Annotated in this window: 20 protein-coding genes and 1 pseudogene; 9 read left to right on the forward strand and 12 right to left on the reverse strand. The window is 67.7% G+C overall.

Translation table 11 applies throughout. The annotated features are described in order from the left end of the window. Positions 1-25: 25 nt before the first annotated feature. From EV671_RS19795 to EV671_RS19815, 5 genes are read right to left on the reverse strand one after another with little or no spacing between them, the layout of a single operon-like run. Complete coding sequence (locus tag EV671_RS19795; RefSeq protein WP_132574950.1) at positions 26-673, reverse strand: pilus assembly PilX family protein; 648 nt, start codon at positions 671-673, stop codon at positions 26-28. Between the two features lie 12 nt (positions 674-685). Next, positions 686-1,819 carry a PilW family protein gene (locus EV671_RS19800; RefSeq protein WP_132574952.1) on the reverse strand — a complete coding sequence of 378 codons (1,134 nt, stop codon included), beginning with the start codon at positions 1,817-1,819 and terminating at the stop codon, positions 686-688. Continuing rightward, positions 1,816-2,220, reverse strand: coding sequence for a type IV pilus modification PilV family protein (locus EV671_RS19805; protein ID WP_132574954.1), 405 nt, complete (start codon positions 2,218-2,220; stop codon positions 1,816-1,818). The genes EV671_RS19800 and EV671_RS19805 overlap by 4 nt, the downstream gene beginning before the upstream one ends. A gap of 2 nt (positions 2,221-2,222) precedes the next feature. Beyond that, positions 2,223-2,804, reverse strand: a complete 582-nt coding sequence (locus tag EV671_RS19810; protein ID WP_165917649.1) for a pilus assembly FimT family protein — start codon at positions 2,802-2,804, stop codon at positions 2,223-2,225. Beyond that, complete coding sequence (locus tag EV671_RS19815) at positions 2,798-3,286, reverse strand: type IV pilin protein (RefSeq protein WP_338139949.1); 489 nt, start codon at positions 3,284-3,286, stop codon at positions 2,798-2,800. The genes EV671_RS19810 and EV671_RS19815 overlap by 7 nt, the downstream gene beginning before the upstream one ends. Before the next feature lie 243 nt (positions 3,287-3,529). On the opposite strand from EV671_RS19815, the gene EV671_RS19820 reads away from it, so the two are divergent. The 6 genes from EV671_RS19820 to EV671_RS19845 are packed head-to-tail and all read left to right on the forward strand — an operon-like array spanning position 3,530 to position 7,480. Next, positions 3,530-4,381 (forward strand): ABC transporter ATP-binding protein, encoded by an 852-nt coding sequence (locus EV671_RS19820; protein ID WP_132574960.1) that lies wholly within the window; start codon positions 3,530-3,532, stop codon positions 4,379-4,381. Beyond that, entirely contained in the window at positions 4,378-5,157 is a 780-nt protein-coding gene (gene mlaE, locus EV671_RS19825; protein WP_132574962.1) for a lipid asymmetry maintenance ABC transporter permease subunit MlaE, read from the forward strand. The genes EV671_RS19820 and mlaE overlap by 4 nt, the downstream gene beginning before the upstream one ends. Positions 5,158-5,176: 19 nt before the next feature. After that, a complete protein-coding gene (gene mlaD / locus EV671_RS19830) occupies positions 5,177-5,668 on the forward strand; it encodes an outer membrane lipid asymmetry maintenance protein MlaD (RefSeq protein WP_132574964.1) in 492 nt (163 codons plus the stop codon). Next, entirely contained in the window at positions 5,665-6,474 is an 810-nt protein-coding gene (locus tag EV671_RS19835) for an MlaA family lipoprotein (RefSeq protein ID WP_132574966.1), read from the forward strand. The genes mlaD and EV671_RS19835 overlap by 4 nt, the downstream gene beginning before the upstream one ends. 56 nt (positions 6,475-6,530) lie before the next feature. Next, entirely contained in the window at positions 6,531-7,172 is a 642-nt protein-coding gene (locus EV671_RS19840; protein ID WP_132574968.1) for an MlaC/ttg2D family ABC transporter substrate-binding protein, read from the forward strand. Then, positions 7,172-7,480 carry an STAS domain-containing protein gene (locus EV671_RS19845; RefSeq protein ID WP_132574970.1) on the forward strand — a complete coding sequence of 103 codons (309 nt, stop codon included), beginning with the start codon at positions 7,172-7,174 and terminating at the stop codon, positions 7,478-7,480. Before EV671_RS19840 ends, EV671_RS19845 begins: the two co-directional genes overlap by 1 nt. A gap of 7 nt (positions 7,481-7,487) precedes the next feature. Here the strand turns inward: EV671_RS19845 and EV671_RS19850 are convergent, their stop codons facing one another. Both EV671_RS19850 and zwf read right to left on the reverse strand, forming a co-directional pair. Further along, complete coding sequence (locus tag EV671_RS19850) at positions 7,488-8,348, reverse strand: MurR/RpiR family transcriptional regulator (RefSeq protein ID WP_132574998.1); 861 nt, start codon at positions 8,346-8,348, stop codon at positions 7,488-7,490. Between the two features lie 2 nt (positions 8,349-8,350). After that, on the reverse strand, positions 8,351-9,796 hold the full coding sequence (zwf, locus tag EV671_RS19855) for a glucose-6-phosphate dehydrogenase (RefSeq protein ID WP_132574972.1): 1,446 nt from the start codon (positions 9,794-9,796) through the stop codon (positions 8,351-8,353). Positions 9,797-9,908: 112 nt separating this feature from the next. Between zwf and tal the strand changes: the two genes are divergently transcribed. The 3 genes from tal to EV671_RS19870 are packed head-to-tail and all read left to right on the forward strand — an operon-like array spanning position 9,909 to position 13,092. After that, positions 9,909-10,850 carry a transaldolase gene (tal, locus tag EV671_RS19860; protein ID WP_132574974.1) on the forward strand — a complete coding sequence of 314 codons (942 nt, stop codon included), beginning with the start codon at positions 9,909-9,911 and terminating at the stop codon, positions 10,848-10,850. 2 nt (positions 10,851-10,852) lie between these two features. Continuing rightward, positions 10,853-12,475 carry a glucose-6-phosphate isomerase gene (gene pgi, locus EV671_RS19865; protein ID WP_132574976.1) on the forward strand — a complete coding sequence of 541 codons (1,623 nt, stop codon included), beginning with the start codon at positions 10,853-10,855 and terminating at the stop codon, positions 12,473-12,475. Next, a complete protein-coding gene (locus tag EV671_RS19870; RefSeq protein ID WP_132574978.1) occupies positions 12,472-13,092 on the forward strand; it encodes an HAD family hydrolase in 621 nt (206 codons plus the stop codon). Before pgi ends, EV671_RS19870 begins: the two co-directional genes overlap by 4 nt. Here EV671_RS19870 and EV671_RS19875 read toward each other — a convergent pair. The 5 genes and pseudogenes from EV671_RS19875 to EV671_RS19895 all read right to left on the reverse strand — a co-directional run. Then, positions 13,082-13,297, reverse strand: a complete 216-nt coding sequence (locus tag EV671_RS19875) for a DNA gyrase inhibitor YacG (RefSeq protein ID WP_132574980.1) — start codon at positions 13,295-13,297, stop codon at positions 13,082-13,084. The two genes, EV671_RS19870 and EV671_RS19875, sit on opposite strands and share 11 nt — an antisense overlap. Then, the gene (gene zapD, locus EV671_RS19880; protein WP_132574982.1) at positions 13,297-14,052 is read right to left on the reverse strand and encodes a cell division protein ZapD; all 756 of its coding nucleotides are present in this window, start codon (positions 14,050-14,052) and stop codon (positions 13,297-13,299) included. Before zapD ends, EV671_RS19875 begins: the two co-directional genes overlap by 1 nt. Positions 14,053-14,066: 14 nt before the next feature. Further along, on the reverse strand, positions 14,067-14,672 hold the full coding sequence (gene coaE / locus EV671_RS19885) for a dephospho-CoA kinase (protein WP_132574984.1): 606 nt from the start codon (positions 14,670-14,672) through the stop codon (positions 14,067-14,069). Further along, positions 14,669-15,616 carry a prepilin peptidase gene (locus EV671_RS19890; RefSeq protein ID WP_132574986.1) on the reverse strand — a complete coding sequence of 316 codons (948 nt, stop codon included), beginning with the start codon at positions 15,614-15,616 and terminating at the stop codon, positions 14,669-14,671. Before EV671_RS19890 ends, coaE begins: the two co-directional genes overlap by 4 nt. Positions 15,617-15,703: 87 nt before the next feature. After that, a pseudogene (locus EV671_RS19895) lies at positions 15,704-16,240 on the reverse strand (type II secretion system F family protein); the annotation flags it as partial. Between the last annotated feature and the right edge of the window lie 94 nt (positions 16,241-16,334).

Below are 16,334 nucleotides of genomic sequence, written 5' to 3' on the forward strand. Positions count from 1 at the left end.
GGGCACCGTTTCAAGTCGGAGGGCGTCAGTTGGCCGTGAAGGTGGACTGGTAGAACGACAGGGTGTTGCGCGGGCCCTTGACGCGCACGCTGACGCGGTAGATGGCCTGCGGCGTCACGGCCGACGGATTGCTGCTGTTGGCCGCGCTGCTGTTGTTCTGCGCGCTGATCAGCTCCGTGGAGGCTCCGCCATAGACGATGTCGTTGAGCATCGTGCAATTGGCGGGTGAGCAGGCGCCGGCACTGGTGGCCATGCGGTCAACGACGTAGCGGATGCTGATCTTGAGGTCCGACACCGTCAGATCGTTGGACGTGCTTCCTACTGCGGCGAAGGCCGTGTCCGAACCTAGCAGAGCGAGCGGGATGCCCTGGGGATTGCTGGGCAGGAGGACCGCGCTGTAATTGCCCGCAGGCAGGTTGCCGTTGCGGGCGTTCACGTCGGCCAGCACGCCACCGGTGCGCACGGCGTCGAGCGCTGCCTGAACGGCACGCTCGGCCTGATTGGTCATGTCGCGCTTGAAACCGATGTTGCCGATGCCAAGCTGGCTGGAATTCATGGAACGCGAGATCGCAACCGCGCCGATCAGCATGATGACGAGCGTGATCAGCGCGAACACGAGCACGATGCCGCGCTGTGTGCGACCGGTGGGATGGGACAGGGCAGGGCGGTGCATAGCGGGGGCGCTTCAGAAGCGCGAGTTCCTCAGCGGCACGGTGAATTCCACCGCGCGATAGCGTTGGTTGGTGGTGCCCGTCGGCACGGTGTAAATGTGGCTGAGCGTGTCGCCGAGATCGCCGAACAGCGTCAGCGAACCGGCGGTGACGTCGTCCCTGGATTGCTGGTCACTCCGGATGATCAGCCCGACCCGTACCGCGAGGATGTTGCCGAGGGCGGTCTGGGCCGTGCTCGTGCCGTTGGTAAGCGCTGCCGCGGTGTAGCCCGCCGCCGTGGGCAGAACCCAGGTATCGACGGCACTGCGTGCACCGGTCGAGTCGACTCCGTACAATACTCGCAGATCCACCACGCCCTCGACCAGCGCCAGCGGCGTTGTACCTGCGAGCCGGAGCAGGTCATAGCTGACCAGCTCGTTGTTGGTATTCAGGCCGATCAGGTGGAAGCGGGGCCGGTTGCCGGTCACATTGCCCAGCACGCTGACAAAGGCTGTGCCACTGGTGTTGCTGTCGGCGAAGCTTGTCAGTGCCACGCCGGCGATGGTGTCTGCGGCATAGGTGCCGCCGAAGGTGAGGGTCGGGCTGGTGCCGCCTGCGAAGCCTGTGCTTACCTGCTGCAGCATGCATCGACCGGCCTGAGTCAGCAGGACCAGGTCGCCCCCGCGCATGCCCAGCGTGTTGCTCAGTTGCACCTGGCCCGCCGTTGCCGACTGCGGCGCGACGGCCTGTGCCGCCTCGCTCAGGCCCGAGTTGCCCGTCGACAGCATCAGCACGTCGGAACCGTTCGCGCCGGCACCTGCGAAGACGACGACCGGCGCAATCACATAGGTTTGGGAAATGCTGTCGAACGGGGCCGGGAAGGCTTGCAGGCTTGGAAGCAGCTGCGTGTTGTTCAGCGACGCGACCAAGGGGCAGCCCCAGTTGGTGGAACCCACCAAGCCCGCGCCCGCGTTGCGAAGTTCCCTGTCGAGCAGGAAGGATGAATAGGCGACGTTGTTGGACAGCTCGTTGCTCGAGCTGACGCCGCGGCGAATGTCTTCCTGGCGCGCCACCATCGTGCTGATGACCAGCACCAGCACCAGGCCGATGGCGAGCGACACCATCAGTTCAGGCAGCGTAAAGCCGTGCGGATGGGATCGGCGAGTCATGGGATGACGTCGGTGACGTATTGATGGTTGTCATTGGCCGCGCCGTTGGATTGGACGGGGCGCCAGGTGATGGTGATGCGAGCGCTGCTGCCGGCGGCGCTCGCGGTCACCGTGCCGACGCCGTTGGGCAGCCCGCCGTTGCCCGGATCTGCGACCTTGGTTGCCCAGTTGTCGACGACGGACTGCGGCAGGTCGACGGTATTGGCGTTCACGATCGTTGCCGCCATCTCGCTGGCCAGCAATGCAGCGCGCTGGCCGTCCTCGCTGCCGATCGATGCCCGCAGCATCTGGGTCTGCAGGGTCATCATGCTCAGCAGCCCGAAGGAGATGATGAGTACGGCCACCAGCAACTCCAACAGAGAGTAGCCGCGAGCGCTGCGTCGGGTGGGAATGGGCATCATGATCAACGGCAGCCGTCAGGCGCCGTGCTCGCCTTGTCGGGATCGCACACTCGGATGGAGCCGGCCATGCTGACGTTGAGTTGCAGGCGCCGGTCGCTGCCGCTGCGCTGCACCAGATAGCTGGCCGTGGCTGCCGTGCAATCGACGCCGATGCTTGCCGGGTTGGAAACCGTCGTCTGCCGACCGTCGGCACCGAAGCACAGGGCTGTCGAGGATGCCGTGATCGTGACGCCCTCGCCGACGTCAGGGAGGGCGCCGCATTGCACGGCTTCGGCGGCGATCGACTGGAGCAGGTCCGGCACCAGGCGCGCCTGCCAGTAGGCGCCTGAGGCAGTTGCCGTGGCATTGATGTCGCAGACGCGGCTGCCGGTCATGAAGACGACGACCGTGTTCGACCGCCGTTGCGCCTCGGTTTGCGCCACATGCAGGCCGGCCTGGAGCGCATCGGCCACGGCGCGCATGCGCGCGTTGCTGACCCAAGTGGAAAGACTGGGCAAAGCTAGGGCAGCCATTACGACCATGATGCTGATAGCCACCAGCATCTCGATCAGGCCGAAGCCGGCACTGGCGGCGCGCTTCAGCACGTGTCCCCCTTCTTCATGATCCATTTCGTGGCGCAGGCGCTGCCCCAATCCGTCGGCAGTGCCGTGGTGGCGTGCACGTCCTGCTGGTTGATGGTGTAGGTGAAGCCGACCATCGGCCCGCTGCCGACCGCCTGCAGCGTGAATTGGGTGTTGTCAGGCGTGCCCGAGCAACTGATCACGAAGCTGCCGAAGGTTCTGGCCGATGCAGTGGCGTTGTTGCAGGGGGAGACGAAGGTTCCAGTATCGGCATAGGTCCGGTTGTCCTGGAAATACCGCTCCATCTGCGCCCTGATCGTGGAGAGCCCCGTGCTGGCGTCGGCCAGCCTGCTGCGTGACACGTAGTCCTTGTATTGCGGCAGCGCCACCGCGGCCAGGATCGCGACGATGGCCACCCCGATCATCAGTTCGATCAACGTGAAACCTCTGGCGGTGGCGTGACGGTGTTGGCGTGGCATGGCGGCGCTTTGAATGGCAGTTGGCATTGATTTTGACGTTATGTTTGGGGGCGCTTGGCCGTTCATCGCTCAGCGGCAAGCGTTGGTCGCGGCAGAGGCGCAATTCGTGAACTGGCACACGCTTGCAGCCGTGTCGCATGGTGTCCATGGGTTGACGTCTGCAAGCAGACGTAACCAGGCTGGGCCGACTGTCGCGCCTGCGGCGCATTTGACGGCATCTTTCCGGGCTTCCCCGGCGGCAGGCCGGAGGGGCTTGGTGTTTCCCCTATCATGGCGCCCTTTGTTTCCGCCCGGCCTCGGCCCGCCTGCGTGAATTCCACTTCCACCGCTCCCCTGATCGAACTGCGCAACGTCAGCTGCGGCTACGGCGATCGCGTGATCCTTGACGGCGTCAACCTGAGCCTCGAGCGGGGCAAGGTGCTGGCGCTGATCGGCACCTCGGGCGGCGGCAAGACCACCGTGCTGCGCCTGCTCGGCCGCCAGTTGCGCCCGCTGTCGGGCCAGGTGCTGTTCGACGGCCAGGACCTCGCGCCGCTGGACCTGGACGGCTTGTACGCCGTGCGACGGCGCATGGGCATGCTGTTCCAGTTCGGCGCGCTGTTCACCGACCTCAGCGTGTTCGAGAACGTCGCCTTCCCGCTGCGCGAGCACACCGACCTGCCCGAGGCCATGATCCGCGACCTCGTGCTGATGAAGCTCAACGCCGTCGGCCTGCGCGGCGCGCGCGACCTGATGCCGAGCGAAGTGTCCGGCGGCATGGCGCGGCGCGTGGCGCTGGCGCGTGCAATCGCGTTGGACCCCGACCTGGTGCTCTACGACGAGCCCTTCGCCGGCCTGGACCCGATCTCGCTGGGCGTGGCCGCACGGCTGATCCGCGACCTGAACGATGCGCTCGGGCTGACCAGCGTCATCGTGTCGCACGACCTGCACGAGACCTTCGGCATCGCCGACCAGGTGGCCATGATCGCCAACGGCCGGGTCGTCGCCCAGGGCACGCCGGACGAATTGCGCCACAGCAGCGATCCGCTGGTGCATCAGTTCGTCGGCGCCGAGGCCGACGGGCCGGTGCGCTTCCATCAGCCGGCCCGGCCCGTGGCCGAGGATTTCGGGGTGTCGGCATGATCGCTTTTGCTGCGCGCATTGGGGCCGGCGTGCGGCTGACGCTGGCCGATGTCGGCGCCGGCGCGCGGCTGTTCTTCGCGCTACTGGCCCGCTCGCCCAGGGCACTGGCGCGCTTCGTCCTGGTGCGCGAGCAGGTCTTCTATCTGGGCAACCGTTCGCTGTCCATCATCGGGGTGTCGGGCCTGTTCGTCGGCTTCGTGCTGGCGCTGCAGGGCTATTACACGCTGCAGCGCTATGGTTCGGCCGAGGCCGTGGGCCTGCTCGTCGCGCTCAGCCTGGTGCGCGAACTGGGGCCGGTCGTCACCGCGCTGTTGTTCGCGGGGCGGGCGGGCACCTCGCTGACGGCGGAGATCGGCCTGATGAAGGCCGGCGAGCAGCTGACGGCCATGGAGATGATGGCGGTGGACCCCGTGCAGCGGGTGCTGGCGCCGCGTTTCTGGGGCGGTTTCATCGCGATGCCCTTACTTGCGGCAGTTTTCTCGGCCGTTGGCATCATCGGCGGCTGGCTGGTGGCGGTGCCCCTGATCGGCATTGACTCCGGTGCCTTCTGGTCGCAGATGCAGGGCGGCGTGGAAGTGTTCGCGGACGTCGGCAACGGCGTCATCAAGAGCCTGGTTTTCGGTGTGACGGTCACCTTCGTCGCGCTGCTGCAGGGCTATGCCTGCAAGCCCACGCCCGAGGGCGTGTCGGCGGCCACCACGCGCACCGTCGTGCTGTCGTCCCTCGCCGTGTTGGCGCTGGACTTCATGCTGACCGCGATGATGTTTTCGATTTGAATGGAGTCAGGGAGTACACATGCAAGCCTCTCGACATGACGCCTGGGTGGGTTTCTTCGTGCTGCTGGGCGGCGCGGCGTTGCTCTTCCTCGCGCTGAAGGCCGGGAATCTGCTCAGCCTCAATTTCGACGCGACCTACCAGGTGTCGGCGCGTTTCGACAACATCGGCGGCTTGAAGCCGAACGCCGCGGTCAAGAGCGCCGGCGTGGTCGTCGGCCGCGTCGAGTCGATCAGCTTCGACGACAAGACCTTCCAGGCCAAGGTCGTCATCAACCTGACCAAAGGCGCGCTCTTTCCCAAGGACAGCTCGGCCAAGATCCTGACCTCGGGCCTGCTCGGCGAGCAGTACATCGGCCTGGAGCCGGGTGCGGACGAGAAGAACCTCGCCGGCGGCGACGTCATCAAGCAGACGCAGAGCGCCGTCGTGCTGGAGAACCTGATCGGCCAGTTCATCAACAGCAAGGCGGCCGACATGGGCAGTGCCGCCCCCGCTTCGGGGAGCAAGCCGTGAGCCGGCTGGCGCGCTGGTTCTTGCTGCTGGCGCTGGCGCTAGGCCTGGCCGGGTGCCAGACGGTGCAGCGCGTCGGCGACAAGCTGCAAGGCGCGGTCGACAAGGTCATGGGCTCCAAGGGTCAGAAGCTGGACCCCTGGGAATCGTGGAACCGCAAGGTCTTCGCCTTCAACGAGAGCCTGGACGAGCATGTGCTCAAGCCCGTCGCCAAGGCCTACTCCGAGGTCGTGCCGTCGCCCATCCGCACCGGCATCGACAACTTCTTCGGCAACATCGGCGACGCCTGGTCTGCCGTGAACCTGCTGCTGCAGGGCCGCTTCAAGGCGGGCCTGGACCAGGGCATGCGCGTGGCCGTGAACTCGACCTTCGGCTTCGCCGGCCTGCTCGACATCGCCACCGAGGCCGGCCTGGAGAAGAACAGCCAGGACTTCGGCAAGACGCTGGGCAAATGGGGCATGGGCACCGGTGCCTACATCGTCTGGCCGGTGTTCGGACCGTCCTCGGTGCGTGACTCCATCGGACTGCCCTTCGACTGGAAGGCCTCGCCGGCCGTCATCTTCGACGATGGCAAGAAGAAGGCGCTCGTCCTGGCGCTGAGCGCCGTCAACACGCGCGCCAACTTCCTGCGCGCCGGCGAGATGCTGGAAGGCATCGCGCTGGATAAATACACCTTCTACCGTGACGCCTACCTGCAGCGTCGCGGCAGCTTCGACGATGACGACGCGGTCGAGGTGCTGGTGCCCGGCAGCGGCGCTTCCGCGCCTGAGCCGGCCGCCTCCGAGCCTGCATCCGCGCCGACGCGGTGAACCGAAACCCGGGTTCGCGCGTTGAGCGACGGTCCCTGTTCTGAGAAAGCGACATCATGACAATGCTGACCACCCTGCGCCGCCTGCTGGGCGTGACCACCCTGGGCCTGGGCCTCGTGCACGCCGCCCACGCGGCCGACGCCAGCGCGCCCGACCTGCTGATCCGCCAGCTCTCCCTGGAAACTATCGAGGCCGTCAAGGCCGACAAGGACATCCAGGCCGGCAACATCGCCAAGATCATCGCCCTGGTCGACACCAAGGTGATGCCCTATGTGAACTTCCAGCGCATGACGGCCTCGGCCGTCGGCCGCTTCTGGCGCCAGGCCACGCCCGAGCAGCAGGGCCGCCTGCAGTCCGAGTTCAAGACCCTGCTGATGCGCACCTATGCCGGCGCGCTGACTCAGGTGAAGGACCAGACCATCGGCCTGAAGCCGCTGCGCGCCCAGCCGGGCGACACCGAGGTCGTCGTGCGCACCCAGATCATGGGCAAGGGCGACCCGGTGCAGCTCGACTACCGTCTCGAGAAGGTCGGTGCCGAGTGGAAGATCTACGACGTGAACGTGCTCGGCATCTGGCTGGCGGACCAGTACCGCAACAGCTTCGCCCAGGAGATCGGCGCCAACGGCATCGACGGCCTGATCAAGAGCCTGGCCGACAAGAACGCCAAGGCCAGCGCGCCGGTCGCCGCGAAGAGCTGATGTTGAGCGGCCTGAAGCTGCCCGCCCGGCTGCGCATGGACGGCGCCCGCGCCGCCTGGGCGCAGTTGTCGCCGGCCCTGCGCGCCGAGGCCGCCCAGGTGCTGGCCGCTGCCGGCCGCGAGGTCAGGCTGTCGGCCGCCGAGCTCGCAGACTTCGACTCCTCGGCGCTCAGCCTGCTGCTGTCGGCCGCGCGCCAATGTAGCGAGCAGGGCGCTACGCTCAAGCTCGAAGGCGTGCCCGACAAGCTGCGCGAACTGGCCCGCGTCTACGGCGTGGCCGAGCTGTTCTGGCCGCCAGCGGCAGCCTGAGCCTCGTTCAGCCTGCGTAGCGTTTCGCGCGCAGGTTCTTCTTGATCTCCTGCAGCATGGGCCGCAGCTGCTGGCCCAGCTTCAGGGCCACGCCCGTCGTCAGGATGTCCACCGCGATCAGGTGCAGCAGCCGCGACACCATCGGGCTGTAGCGATCGAAATCCTCGGGGTGGTCCACGGCCAGCAGGATCTGGCTGGGCCCCAGCGCCAGTTGCGCCAGCGGCGAGGCGCTGGCCGTGATGATGATGATGGTCGCGCCCTTCTTGCGCGCGATGTCGGCCGCGTCCAGCAGGTCGCGGCTGCGGCCCGAGTTGCTGATGATGACGGCGCAGTCGCCCGGCTGCAGCATCGTCGCGCTCATCAGCTGCACGTGGCCATCGCTGGTCGCCACCGTGTTCACGCCGAGGCGGAAGAACTTGTGCTGGGCGTCCTGGGCCACGATGCCCGAATTGCCGACACCGTAGAACTCGATGCGCTTGCCGTGGCGGGCCGAGTCGGCCAGCGCTTCGATGGCGCGCTCGAAGGCGTGGCCGGCGGCGTCGTTGCGGTAGTGCAGCAGCGCGCTCACCGCGTTGTCGACCACCTTGACGATGATGTCCTGCGGCTTGTCGTCCTCGTCCACCGCCCGGTGCACGAAGGGCACGCCCTCGTTCACGCTGCCGGCGAGCTTGAGCTTGAAGTCGGCCAGGCCGTCGTAGCCGACGCTGCGGCAGAAGCGCACGACCGTGGGCTTGCTGACGTGCGAGCGGTCGGCCAGCTCGCTGACCGGCAGGCTGGCGAAGCTGCGCGCATCGGCCAGCAGCAGCTTGGCGACGCGCTGCTCGGCCGGGGGAAGGGCCGGCAGTGCGGCCTTCACGCGCTCAAGAATGCTCATTGCTCTTCCGCCCATGCAAAGCCGTCACGCGCGACCAGCGCGCTGGCCGCGGCCGGGCCCCAGGAGCCGGCGGCGTAGGGGCGCGGACCGTTGCCGTCCTCGGCCCAGGCGTCGAGGATGGGCTCGACCCAGCGCCAGGCCTGCTCCTGCTCGTCGCTGCGCACGAAGAGATTGAGGCGGCCAGCGATGGCGTCCAGCAGCAGGCGCTCGTAGGCGCCGACGCGCTGCGTCGCGAAGGCCTTGTCGAAGTCCAGGTCCAGCGACACCGGCGTCAGCTGTTCGCCAGGGCCGGTGCCCTTGTGAGCCAGCAGCTGCAGTTCCAGGCCGTCCTCGGGCTGCAGCTTGATGACGAGGCGGTTGGGCAGGCTGGCGCCCGGGAAGATCTGGTGCGGCACGGGCCGGAAGTTGACGACGATCTGCGCGTCGCGGGCGGCCAGGCGCTTGCCGGTGCGCAGGTAGAAGGGCACGCCGGCCCAGCGCCAGTTCTGCACCTCGGTGCGCAGGGCCACGAAGGTCTCGCAAGTGCTGTCCTGCGGCACCTTGACCTCCTCCAGATAGCCCGGCACCGGGTGGCCGCCGCACATGCCGGCGCGGTACTGGCCGCGCACGACGTCGCGCGCCACGCTCTCCTGCGTGAAGGGCTTGAGGGCGCGCAGCACCTTGAGCTTCTCGTCGCGGATGGCGTCGGCGTCGTTGCTGGCCGGCGGTTCCATCGCGATCATCGTCAGCAGCTGCAGCGCATGGTTCTGGATCATGTCGCGCAGCGCGCCGGTGTCGTCGTAGAAGGCGCCGCGGGTGCCCACGCCGAGCTGCTCGGCCAGCGTGATCTGGATGTTGGCGATGCTCTCGCGCCGCCACAGCGGCTCGAACAGCGCATTGCCGAAGCGCAGGGCCATCAGGTTCTGCACCGAGGGCTTGCCGAGGTAGTGGTCGATGCGGAACGCCTGGGCCTCGGCGAAGACGCTGCGCACCGCGCGGTTGATCTGCTGCGCGCTGGCCAGGTCGTGGCCGAGCGGCTTCTCGAGCACGACGCGCACCTTGGCGTGGTTCAGACCCACGGCGCCGAGCTGCTGGCAGATGCCGGTGAAGAGGTGCGGGCTGGTGGCCAGGTAGAGCACGACGGTGTCGGCGTTGCGCGCGTCCAGCCAATCCTTCAGGCCCTGGTAGTGCTCGGGCTGGGACAGGTCCATGCGGCGGTAGTGCACCAGGGCGGCGAAGCGCTCGAACTCCTCGTCGCTCGGGCGCTTGCCGGCTTCCACTTCGCGGAAGCGTTCCTTCAGCCATTCGCGGTAGCGCTCGTCGGACTGGTCGTCACGCGCGACGGCGAGAATGCGACCGCCTTCGGGCAGCTTGCCGTGCCGGAAGGCCTGGAAGAGCGCGGGCATCAGCTTGCGCCACGTCAGGTCGCCGGTACCGCCAAAGAACACGAGATCGAAAGACATCTGCGGGGTCTCCAGGCCAGCGCCTCGTGCGAGGCCGCTAACCGTTGTGTAACTAAGTTTCGTGAAATACTATGCAGCAGTTTCTTCACCGGGTCAATCCGGAGCGCATTCCATGAACCAGCTCGACCAGCTCAAGGCCTTCACGACGGTGGTGGCCGACACCGGCAACTTCCTGCAACTGGCGCAGTTCGCGCCGCGCGATGCGACGACCAATCCTTCGCTGATCCTGAAGGCGGTGCAGTCGCCCGATTACGCGCCGCTGCTGAAGGAGACCGTCGCGGCCCACCGTGGCAAGGCGCTCGACGAGATCGTCGATCAGGTCCTCGTGCGCTTCGGCCTCGAGATCCTGAAGGTCGTGCCGGGCCGCGTGTCGACCGAGGTCGATGCGCGCCTGTCCTTCGACAAGGCCGCCAGCCTCGCGCGTGCGCGACGCATCATCGGCCTGTACGAGGCTGCCGGCATCTCGCGTGACCGCGTGCTGATCAAGCTGGCTTCGACCTGGGAAGGCATCCAGGCCGCGGCCGAGCTGGAGCGCGAGGGCATCCATTGCAACCTGACGCTGCTGTTCGCATTCGCGCAGGCGGTGGCCTGTGGCGAGGCCAAGGTGCAGCTGATCTCACCCTTCGTCGGCCGCATCTACGACTGGTACAAGAAGTCGGCCGGCAGCGGCTGGGACGAGGCGGCGCAGGCCGGCGTCAACGACCCCGGCGTGAAGTCGGTGACGCAGATCTATGCCTACTTCAAGCAGCACGGCATCAAGACCGAGGTCATGGGTGCGAGCTTCCGCAACATCGGCCAGATCCAGGCGCTGGCCGGCTGCGACCTGCTGACCATCAGCCCCGACCTGCTCGCGCAGCTGCAGGCCAGCGATGCCAAGCTTGAGCGAGCACTCGATGCGGCCAAGGCGCCCGCGATGCCGGCCGTCCATCTGGACGAGGCGGCCTTCCGCTTCGCGCTGAACGAGGACGCGATGGCGACCGAGAAGCTGGCCGAGGGCATCCGGCTGTTCGCCGTCGACGCCGGCAAGCTCGACAAGCTGATCCAGGAAGCCTGAGCATGACGACGCGCTGCGACCTCTCTCCCGTCTGGGCCGAACTCCAGGCCCATTACGCCGCGAGCGGTCGCGGCTTCGACATCCGCACGGCCTACAAGGCCGATGCGGGCCGCTTCGGCGCGCTGTCCTTCGAGGCGCCCGAGGTTTTTGCCGATCTATCCAAGAACCGCGTCGATGAGCCCACGCTGACCCTGCTGCTGAAGCTGGCCCGCGACTGCGGCCTCGAAGCGCGGCGCGACGCGCTGCTGCGTGGTGACCCGGTCAACACGACCGAAGGCCGCGCGGTGTTGCACATGGCGCTGCGCGCGCCGGCCGGCAGCGATGTGCCCTTCAACCTTGAGGTGCAGGCCTCGCTCGATGCGATGCTGGCTTTTGCTGAGGGCGTGCGCCGTGGCGAACGGGGCGAGATCACCGACGTGGTCCACATCGGCATCGGCGGTAGCGACCTCGGCCCCGCCATGGTCGTGCAGGCCCTCCAGGCCTTCGGTCGCCGCGACCTGAGGCTGCACTTCGTCTCCAACGTCGATGGCCACGACCTGGCCCCGGTGCTGGCGGGCCTGGATGCTCGGCACACCCTCTTCGTCATCGCGTCCAAGACCTTCACGACGCAGGAGACACTGGCCAATGCGCAGGCGGCCAAGGCCTGGTTCCTGGCGGCCGGCGGCACGGACATCGCGCGCCACTTCGTCGCGACGAGCAGCAACACCGCCGCCGCCGCCGCCTTCGGCATAGCCACCACCTTCGGCTTCTGGGACTGGGTAGGCGGCCGCTATTCGCTGTGGTCGGTCATCGGCCTGCCGATCGCCATCGCCGTCGGCGCCGACAACTTCCGCGAACTGCTGGCCGGCGCGCATGCGATGGACCGGCACTTCGCCGGCACGCCGCCGGAGCGCAACCTGCCGGTGCTGCTGGGCCTCGTCGACATCTGGTACCGCAACTTCCACGGCTTCACGAGCCGCAGCGTCGCGCCCTACCACCAGGGCCTGCGCCGGCTGCCGGCCTATCTGCAGCAGCTGGAGATGGAGAGCAACGGCAAGGGCGTGGACCTGGATGGCAATGCGTTGTCCATGGGTACCTCGCCCGTCGTCTGGGGCGAGGCTGGCACGAATGGCCAGCATGCCTATTTCCAGATGCTGCACCAGGGCACGGACGTGATCCCGGTCGAGTTCATCGCCGTGAAGCATCCCAACCATGGCGTCAGCGGCGAGCTGGCCGAGAAGCTGGCCGACCAGCATCGCAAGCTGCTGGCCAACTGCCTTGCGCAGAGCCAGGCGCTGATGCAGGGAAAGACGGCCGCCGAGGCGCTGACCGAGAAGGCGCCGACGGCCTCGGCCACGCTGGACCGCGAGGTGCTGGCCCGCCACCGCAGCTTCCCCGGCAACCGCCCGAGCACGACCCTGGTGCTGGACGCGCTGACGCCGCGTTCGCTGGGCGCGCTGATCGCCCTCTACGAGCACCGCGTCTTCGTGACCGGCGCGCTCTGGGGCATCAACAGCTTCGACCAATGGGGCGTGGAGCTCGGCAAGGCCCTGTGCAACCAGCTGCTGCCGCGTCTGGACAACGGTGATACGACGGGCCTGGACGGCTCCACGGCCGGCCTGCTGGCGCGGCTGCTGGCTGCATGAAGATCGTCTTCGACTTCGGCGGCGTGCTGTTTCGCTGGCATCCGGCCAGTTTTCTGGCGCGCATGTGGCCGCACCGCATCGAGACGCTGGAGCAGGGCGCCCAGGCGGCGGCGCAGTTCTTCCAGAACTATGGCGGCGACTGGGGCCTGTTCGACCAGGGCCTGATCGGCGCCGACGAGGTCGTGCGCCGCATCGCGGCGCGCACTGGCTGGCCGCTCGGCGACGTGGCCGCCGTCGTGCGCGCGGTGCCGGACGAGCTGATGCCCATCCCGGCCAGCGTCGTGCTGATCCGCGACCTGCGCGCGGCCGGGCACAGGCTGCACTTCCTGTCCAACATGCCCGAGCCGTTCGCGGACCATCTGAGCCAGGCCTATCCGCTGGACGAGTGGTTCGAGTCCGGGCTGTTCTCGGGCCGCGTGAAGCAGATCAAGCCGGGCGCCGAGATCTTCGCGATGGCCGAGAGGCACTTTGAGGCCCGGCCGGAGGATCTGCTCTTCCTCGACGATCATCCGGTCAATGTCGACGCGGCGCTGGCGCGCGCCTGGCAGGCCTTTTTGTTCACCGATGCCGCGAGCGCGCGGCGCGAACTGGTTTCCCGCCGCCTGCTCAATGCATGAGCGGTTCGCCGCCGGGCCCGAGTTCGTCGGGGTCCTGGGGCGGTGTGGCGGGCACGCGGAAGCTCTCGCTGGCCCAGGCGCCCAGGTCGATCTGGCGGCAGCGCTCGCTGCAGAAGGGGCGCCATTTGTTGCCGGGCGCGAAGATGCTGTCGCCGCCGCATTGCGGGCAGCGGACGACGCGCGGCTTGACGGCTTCCGCACTCATCATGCGCACAGCGTCAGTTCGAAGCCCGTGTCCTCGGGTGCCAGCTTGAGCCGGCCTTCCTCGTCCTGGCGCATCAGGCGAATGGACACCATCAGGCGGTGGCCGGAGATCTCGGGAATCAGGCCCAGGCTGGGGTCGATGCGCATGCGCAGCAGCTGGTAGACGCGGCCGGCGGGCAGGCTCTGCTGGAACTGGCCGGCGTGGGCCGCGACCTTGTGCGGCGTGCCCGAGTCGCGCAGCAGGCCCAGCAGAACCTGCAGGGCTTCGGCCATCGGCATCAGCGTCTGCGCCCAGCCCATCAGGTCCTTGCGGCGGCGCACAGGCAGCAGCTGCTGCCAGTTGTAGTAGGCCGGCAGATCGAACTCGCAGGTGCCGCCGGGGATGCTGATGCGGCTGCGGATGCTCATCAGCCATTCGTTGCCGGCCAGCGCGGCCCCGGTCTTGCCGTTCAGTGCATTCAGGCGCTGGAAGGCTCCGTCGATGCGGGCGATGACCTCGTCCAGCCTCACCTCGTCGACACCAGGGCTGCCGCGGTAGGCGTTGAACTGGGCCTTGTGCTTCTCGAGCTCCTTCAGCAGGTCGCTCTTCAGGTCGGCACGCGATGCGACATCGAGGATCTCGAACAGCGTGACCAGCGCGAAGTGATGGTCCAGCGCGGCCTCGCGCTCCATCAGCGCACCGAGGCGGTCGAACAGGTGTTCGAGGCGGAGCATCGTGCGGATGCTCTCGTTGAACGGGTACTCGTACAGGACCACGGCGGGAACTTCAGTCAGGGCGTGGTGATTGTTTCACAGCCCCAGCGTGCGGCCAGGCTCAGCACCTCGTTTCGTAGGGCGGCGAGAGCAATGCCGTCGTTCAGAAGCACCGCATCGGCCGCCGCGCGGCGGGCCTGGCGCGAGGTCTGCGCGGCGAGTGCACCGTCCACACGCTCGCGCGTCCAGCCCGGGCGCTGCAGCACGCGTGCGATTTGCGTCTCGGTCGAGCAGTCGATGACGAGGACGCGCGCGATGCGCGAACGCCAGCGCCCGGATTCGACGAGCAGGGGCACATCGAAGACGACGAGGGCCTGTGGCGCCGCATCGGCCTCGGCCAGGGCCTTGGCGGTGATCAGCGGATGCAGGATGGCTTCCAGCCGACGCTTGGCGCCGGAGTCCGAGAAGGCCAGCGCGCGCATGCGGTCACGGTCCAGTGCGCCGTCGGCGGCGATGAACTCGGCGCCGAACTGCTGGCCGATGGCCGGCATGGCCGCGCCGCCCGCCAGCGTCAGCGCACGCGAGATCGCATCGGTGTCGACGATGGCCGCGCCGGCCTCGCGCAGGAAGCCGGCAACTGTGCTCTTGCCGCTGCCGATGCCGCCGGTCAGGCCTATTCTCATCCTGCCAGCATCGGATAGAGCAGCTGCAGCAGCTCGGGGCCGAAGAAGAGGGCGGCCAGGCCGCCGCCGGCCAGGTAGGGGCCGAACGGGATGGGCACCTCGCGCTTGTGGCCGCGCGCCAGTACCATGAAGATGCCGACCGCCGCACCGACGGCGGACGACAGCAGGATGATGGGCAGCAGTTGCTGCCAGCCCAGCAGGGCACCCAGCGCGGCGAAGAGCTTGAAGTCGCCCTCGGCCATGCCGCGACGGTGCCGTAGCAGTTCGTAGAGCGTGGCCAGGGCCCACAGCGAGCCGTAGCCGAACAGAAGACCAAGCGCGGCGTCGGGCAGGCTCACCGGCGTCCAGTGCTGCCAGGCTGCGGCGAGGCCCAGGCCCAGCAGCGCGAAATTGAGGCCATCGGGCAGCAGGGTCGTGTCCAGGTCGATCAAGGCCGCCGCGATCAGCAGCGCGATTGCGGTGATATAGACCAGGGTTGCGGGCGTCGGCCCGAAGTGCCAGGCCACGGCGGCGAAGAGGGCCGCCGTGGCGGCTTCGACGACGGGGTAGCGCGCGCCGATGGGCGCCTTGCAGGACGAGCAGCGCCCGCCCAGGCGCAGCCAGCCGACTACCGGCAGGTTCTCGTGCCACTTCAGCACATGGCCGCAATGCGGGCAGCGCGAGCGCGGGCGCGACAGGCTGAGCTGCGGCAGTTTGTCGCAGTTGGCGGCCAGCTTCTCGCCGAAGCCGCCGATCTCGGCGATGCGCTTGTCCGCGCTGCCCAACTGGCGCCGGAGCATGTCCCTGTCCTGCAGGAACTCGGCCGTGTCGCACAGCCACTGGCGCTCCATCATGCGCGGCAGGCGGTGGATGACGACGTTCAGGAAGCTGCCGATGCACAGGCCGAGGATGGCCAGCACCCAGGGCGAGAGCCAGACGGACCAGTCGAGGGAAACGGTGGGCATGGTGGAAGTGCGCGGCGTCTATTTGGGCGCGGAATCTAACCGCATTTAAACGGGTCGGAAGCGGGCGGCACGCGCCGCCCAGGCACTTCAGACCACCTGACCGAGCTTGAAGATGGGCATGTACATCGACACGACGATGCCCCCGATCAGGCCGCCCAGGATCACGATGATGAAAGGCTCCATCAGCGCCGACAGCCCCTTGACGGCCTCGTCCACCTCGTCCTCGTAGAACTCGGCGGCCTTGCCCAGCATGTGGTCCAGCGAGCCGGATTCCTCGCCGATGGAGGCCATCTGCAGCACCATGGTCGGGAAGATGCCCGTGGTCTGCATCGATGTCGTCAGCGCGGAGCCCGTGGACACGTCGCGTTGGATCTGCTCGGTCGCCTCCTGGAAGACCGCATTGCCCGATGCGCCGCCCACCGAATCCAGTGCTTCGACGAGAGGCACGCCGGCCGCGAACATGGTGGCCAGCGTGCGCGTCCAGCGCGCGACAGCGGACTTGTACATCAGGTCGCCGAACACCGGGATCTTCAGCAGCAGCCTGTCCATGCGCTTCTGCATCTTCTCGGACCGTTTCCAGGACTGGATGAAGAAGTAGCCGCCGCCGCCGATGGTTAGGAACATCCTGAATCCGTGACCACCATCCCTGCGGCCAGGAATTGGAGCGCGAGTTGACGGTTGAACCGCGTGATACGTCCGCGCAGAGGTCAGCAATGGG

It is taken from the genome of Roseateles saccharophilus (assembly GCF_004342485.1).
GTDB lineage: Bacteria > Pseudomonadota > Gammaproteobacteria > Burkholderiales > Burkholderiaceae_C > Pelomonas > Pelomonas saccharophila.

Excerpts from the sequence above, each read along its gene's own strand:
- zwf (WP_132574972.1), bottom strand. The coding sequence starts at position 9,796 with ATGTCTTTCGATCTCGTGTTCTTTGGCGGTACCGGCGACCTGACGTGG.
- mlaD (WP_132574964.1), top strand. The coding sequence starts at position 5,177 with ATGCAAGCCTCTCGACATGACGCCTGGGTGGGTTTCTTCGTGCTGCTG.
- EV671_RS19800 (WP_132574952.1), bottom strand. The coding sequence starts at position 1,819 with ATGACTCGCCGATCCCATCCGCACGGCTTTACGCTGCCTGAACTGATG.
- EV671_RS19875 (WP_132574980.1), bottom strand. The coding sequence starts at position 13,297 with ATGAGTGCGGAAGCCGTCAAGCCGCGCGTCGTCCGCTGCCCGCAATGC.
- mlaE (WP_132574962.1), top strand. The coding sequence starts at position 4,378 with ATGATCGCTTTTGCTGCGCGCATTGGGGCCGGCGTGCGGCTGACGCTG.
- EV671_RS19845 (WP_132574970.1), top strand. The coding sequence starts at position 7,172 with ATGTTGAGCGGCCTGAAGCTGCCCGCCCGGCTGCGCATGGACGGCGCC.
- EV671_RS19805 (WP_132574954.1), bottom strand. The coding sequence starts at position 2,220 with ATGATGCCCATTCCCACCCGACGCAGCGCTCGCGGCTACTCTCTGTTG.
- EV671_RS19840 (WP_132574968.1), top strand. The coding sequence starts at position 6,531 with ATGACAATGCTGACCACCCTGCGCCGCCTGCTGGGCGTGACCACCCTG.
- tal (WP_132574974.1), top strand. The coding sequence starts at position 9,909 with ATGAACCAGCTCGACCAGCTCAAGGCCTTCACGACGGTGGTGGCCGAC.
- EV671_RS19795 (WP_132574950.1), bottom strand. The coding sequence starts at position 673 with ATGCACCGCCCTGCCCTGTCCCATCCCACCGGTCGCACACAGCGCGGC.
- pgi (WP_132574976.1), top strand. The coding sequence starts at position 10,853 with ATGACGACGCGCTGCGACCTCTCTCCCGTCTGGGCCGAACTCCAGGCC.
- coaE (WP_132574984.1), bottom strand. The coding sequence starts at position 14,672 with ATGAGAATAGGCCTGACCGGCGGCATCGGCAGCGGCAAGAGCACAGTT.
- EV671_RS19815 (WP_338139949.1), bottom strand. The coding sequence starts at position 3,286 with ATGCCAACTGCCATTCAAAGCGCCGCCATGCCACGCCAACACCGTCAC.
- EV671_RS19870 (WP_132574978.1), top strand. The coding sequence starts at position 12,472 with ATGAAGATCGTCTTCGACTTCGGCGGCGTGCTGTTTCGCTGGCATCCG.
- EV671_RS19890 (WP_132574986.1), bottom strand. The coding sequence starts at position 15,616 with ATGCCCACCGTTTCCCTCGACTGGTCCGTCTGGCTCTCGCCCTGGGTG.
- EV671_RS19820 (WP_132574960.1), top strand. The coding sequence starts at position 3,530 with ATGGCGCCCTTTGTTTCCGCCCGGCCTCGGCCCGCCTGCGTGAATTCC.